General features: G+C 66.9%; 2 protein-coding genes. Both read left to right on the top strand.

Going from position 1 to position 4,244, the window contains the following annotated elements; all coding sequences use genetic code 11:
- The first annotated feature begins 372 nt into the window (after positions 1 to 372).
- Entirely contained in the window at positions 373 to 2,016 is a 1,644-nt protein-coding gene (locus ACP7DD_RS26270; protein WP_426178313.1) for a methyl-accepting chemotaxis protein, read from the top strand.
- 94 nt (positions 2,017 to 2,110) lie between these two features.
- The gene (locus tag ACP7DD_RS26265) at positions 2,111 to 4,012 is read left to right on the top strand and encodes a hybrid sensor histidine kinase/response regulator (RefSeq protein ID WP_426178311.1); all 1,902 of its coding nucleotides are present in this window, start codon (positions 2,111 to 2,113) and stop codon (positions 4,010 to 4,012) included.
- The last annotated feature ends 232 nt before the right edge of the window (positions 4,013 to 4,244 follow it).

The following is a 4,244-nucleotide window of genomic DNA, read 5'->3' as shown; positions in this document are numbered from 1 at the left end:
GGGTAGAATTCATATCGGGCAAGGTGGTGTTCGTGTTGTAAATTGTGTTTCTCGATAACTCACATTTTATCAATCACTTACGGCATTCTTGCCCTTTTTTATGCAAAATTCAGGCTAGTGGCGCGCGCCACCGGCGTGCTGCTGCTCGGCGTCGCCGGCCTGACTGCCAGCCAGGCATTTTCTCGCGTGCCGCTTTAGCCGGCCATGACGCCGCGAGTCGGGAGATTGAACTTGCTCCGAGCCGCTGAGGTCTAACGTAATGACTGAGTAGCGCTAAAGTTACATTTTATAAATATTTCTTCACGTTCATAATTATTAACGTTAGAATCTTTGCACCGTAAATCCAGCAAATGATTGTGAATGGGACACGCAATGAACATTTCAGACCTGAAAATCGGACAACGCCTCAATCTCAGCTTCGCGCTTACCATCGCGCTGCTGGCGGTGGTGGTCGCGGTCGGCGCGTCGCGGCTGGCCATGATCAGCGCCGACATCGACGTCACGCTGAACCAGCACTACCAGCGCGTCAGTGAACTCAATGGCATCAAGGGCACGCTCGAGCGCCAGTCGCGCCACCTGCGCAACGCCTTGCTGCTGGGCGACGGCGCGACCGCCGGCGCCGCGCTCGACGCGGTCGACCAGCTCGGCGCCGACGCGGCGCGCGAACTCAATCAGCTCGGCGCCAGGTGGTCGCTGCCGCAGGCGCAAGCCTTGCATGGGCGCATCGGCGCCACCGGCGCCGCCTTCGCCACCGAACGCGATCAGGTGGTCAAGCTGGCGCGCACCGGCCAGAAAGACCAGGCCGGCGCGCTGCTGGTCACCGCCATGGCGGCCAAACAACAGGCTTACCTCGACGCCATCGACGCGCTCGTCGCTTTCCAGTCTGGCCTGATGCACGCGGCCGGCGAGCATGCCGTCGACAGCGCCAGCTTCGCGAGCAAGGCGATGATCGCGCTCGGCTTGCTCGGTGGCGCGCTGTCGATGCTGACGGCCTGGTTCATCACGCGCGGCATCGTCGCGCCGATCCGCCACGCGGTCAAGGTGGCGCGCACGGTCGCCTCGGGCGACCTCAGCAGCAGGATCGAGGTGCGCAGCAAAGATGAAGTCGGCCAGCTGTCGGCGGCGCTCAAGGACATGAACGACAGTCTCGCGCGCATCGTCGGCCAGGTGCGCGGCGGCACCGACACGATCGGCCAGGCCGCCAGCGAGATCGCCGCCGGCAACGAGGACCTGTCAAACCGCACCGAACAGCAGGCCGGCACGCTGGAAGAAACCGCCGCGTCGATGGAACAGATCACCGGCGCGGTGCGCCAGAACGCCGAAAGCGCCCGGCTGGCCGAGACGCTGGCGCTGTCGGCGTCGACCCTGGCCGGCCAGGGCGGCGCGGTGGTGGCGCAGGTGGTGACGACGATGGAGTCGATCAATGCCGGCTCGCGCAAGATCGCCGACATCGTCGGCGTCATCGATTCGATCGCGTTCCAGACCAACATCCTGGCGCTCAACGCCGCCGTGGAAGCGGCGCGCGCCGGCGAACAGGGCCGCGGCTTTGCCGTCGTGGCCGCCGAAGTGCGCACGCTGGCGCAACGCTCGGCGGCGGCGGCGCACGACATCAAGCGCCTGATCGGCGACTCGGCCAGCGAAGTCGACGCTGGCGCCAGACTGGTCGGCGAAGCCGGCCGCACCATGGCCGACATCGTCGCCAGCATCGGGCGCGTCAGCAGCATCGTCAGCGACATCGCCGCCGCCAGCGGCGAACAGCTCGACGGCATCGTCGACGTTAACGCCGCGCTGGCGCAAATCGACCAGGTCACCCGGCAGAACGCCGCGCTGGTCGAAGAAGCGGCCGCGGCCGCCGCGTCGATGCGCCAGCAGGCCGGCGAACTGTCGCGCGCGGTCGGCATTTTCACGCTGACGGCGGCGCCGCGCAAGAACGCCGCCGTGGTCGCGCTGGCCGGTACCGCCGGGCCCGCGCCGGCGCTGGCGCAACGCCCGCAGCAGCTGAAGCGGCGCGCCTGAGCACTGTTGTCAGCGCGATACAGTCGCGGCTGTTGGGCCCTCCTGTGTACAATGAGCAACCTTTTCAACGCGCGCTGCGTGCTATGTTGACACGATGAAAACTCCCGACCAGGCCGTTTCTGCCGCGCTGGCCGGCGACGCCGCCGAACTGGCCAGCTGGAGCGTGGATCTGAAGCATGATTGCGTGACCACCGACGCCGCGATGGCGCGGCTGTTCGACATGTCGCCTGAGTCGGCCGCGCAAGGCCCGGTAAGCGCCTACTATGCCAAGCTGCACCCGGACGACGTCATCGGCCACGCCGCCGACATCCGCCGCGCCATCGCCAGCGGCGAGCCGTATGCGTCGACGTTGCGGGTGCGCGGCGCCGACGGGCGTTACCGGCAGGTGCTGGCGCGCGGCGAAGTGCTGTACGACAGTTCAGGCGAGCCGGAACGGCTGCGCGGCGTGGTGCTCGACATCACGCGCGAACTGAGCACCAAGGCCGAACTGCGCGACAGCGAGGAGCGTTACCGCACGCTGTTCGAGGCGATCGACGAAGGCGTGTGCATCATCGAGATGCTGTACGACCCATCCGGCAAGCCGTGCGACTACCGCTTCCTGGAAATGAACAGCGCCTTCGTGCAGCACACCGGGCTCACGGACGCAGTCGGCAAGACCGTCCTCGACATGGTGCCCCGACACGATCGGCACTGGTTCGAAACGTACGGGCGCGTCGCCAGCACGGGCGAGCCGGTCCGCTTCGTCAACGAAGCGAAGGCGATGAACCGCTGGTTCGACGTGTATGCAACGCGCGTCGGCGCCGCCGACAGCCGCAAGGTGGCACTGCTGTTTGCCGACATCACCGGGCGCAAACGGGCCGAAGCCGAGGCGCAGCGCGTGGCCGCCGACCTGACCGCCGCCGACCGCCGCAAGACCGATTTTCTCGCCACGCTGGCGCACGAATTGCGCAATCCGCTGGCGCCCTTGCGCAGCGGGCTGCAGGTGCTGCGCCTGTCGCGCGGCAATCCGGACGCCACCGCGCGCGTAGTCGACGTGATGGAGCGCCAGCTCGGGCACATGGTCGAACTGGTCGACGACCTGCTCGACATCGCCCGCATCACGCGCGGCCAGGTGGCGCTCAAGCAGGCGCAGGTCGACCTGAAGTCGGTGCTCGACGCTGCCATCGAGACGTCGCTGCCGATGATCGACGAGCACCATCACCGCCTGAAGGTGGAAGTGGCCGGCGAAGCGCTGCCGCTGTTTGCCGACGCCACCCGCGTAATGCAGGTGGTCAACAACCTGTTGAACAACGCCGCCAAGTACACCCCGCGCGGCGGCACCATCGCGCTGGTGGCGCGCCGCGACGGCGCCGACGCCATGATCAGCGTGGCCGACAACGGCATCGGCATCGCCGCCGAATCGCTGCAGGAAGTGTTCGGCCTGTTCAACCAGGTCGGCGCCGACTGCAACCGCGCCCACGGCGGCCTGGGGATTGGCCTGTCGCTGCTGCGCAGCCTAGTCGAGCTGCACGGCGGCAGCGTCGTCGCCGACAGCGCCGGCGCGGGCCACGGCAGCGTGTTTACCGTGCGCCTGCCGCTCGATGCGGCGGCCGCCGCCGAAGCGGTGCTGGCGGTTGCGGCGCCGGCCGCGCAGATGCACAGCGTGCGGGTGCTGGTGGTCGACGACAACCGCGACGCCGCCGACACCTTGTCGGCGCTGCTCGAGCTGCTTGGGCACTCGGCGCAAGTGGCCAACGACGGCCGCGCCGCGCTCGGCGCGGTGCTCGACTTCTGCCCGCAGGTGGTATTTCTCGATATCGGCATGCCCGGCATCAACGGCTACGACGTCGCGCGGGCGATCCGCAACGACCGCCGCCTCGACCAGCCCTTGCTGGTGGCGTTGACCGGCTGGGGTGGCGAGGCCGACCGCCGGCGCACCAGCGACGCCGACTTCGACCTGCACCTGACCAAGCCGGTCGACCTCGACGCCATCGAGAAGATGCTCCGCAGCGTCTAAAGATTTCCATGGCTACGCATGGATGGTAGGGGCTCCCGCCTCCGCGGGCAGTCGGGTTCGCCAATGTCGAGCACGATGGTTATAGGGTTAATGGCTAGAACACAGTAAGCGTTCGGCCCACCCACCTATGAATGCGGTTTACGACTGGGTAGACTGTGCAAACGGTAGCAAGGAGTCGATCTTGCTGTTCGGGCAGGTGGGCAGCTTTTCGAGTGTATCGCTGAGCCAGCGT

The sequence above is a fragment of the Massilia sp. TWR1-2-2 genome, assembly GCF_049897565.1.
Classification (GTDB): domain Bacteria; phylum Pseudomonadota; class Gammaproteobacteria; order Burkholderiales; family Burkholderiaceae_D; genus JAFCUW01.
Note: the sequence above shows the minus strand (reverse complement) of the source record. Positions and strands in the feature narration are given on the sequence as shown.

Bases quoted from the DNA above. Each gene is read 5' to 3' on its own strand.
- ACP7DD_RS26270 (WP_426178313.1), top strand. From the start codon at position 373: ATGAACATTTCAGACCTGAAAATCGGACAACGCCTCAATCTCAGCTTC.
- ACP7DD_RS26265 (WP_426178311.1), top strand. From the start codon at position 2,111: ATGAAAACTCCCGACCAGGCCGTTTCTGCCGCGCTGGCCGGCGACGCC.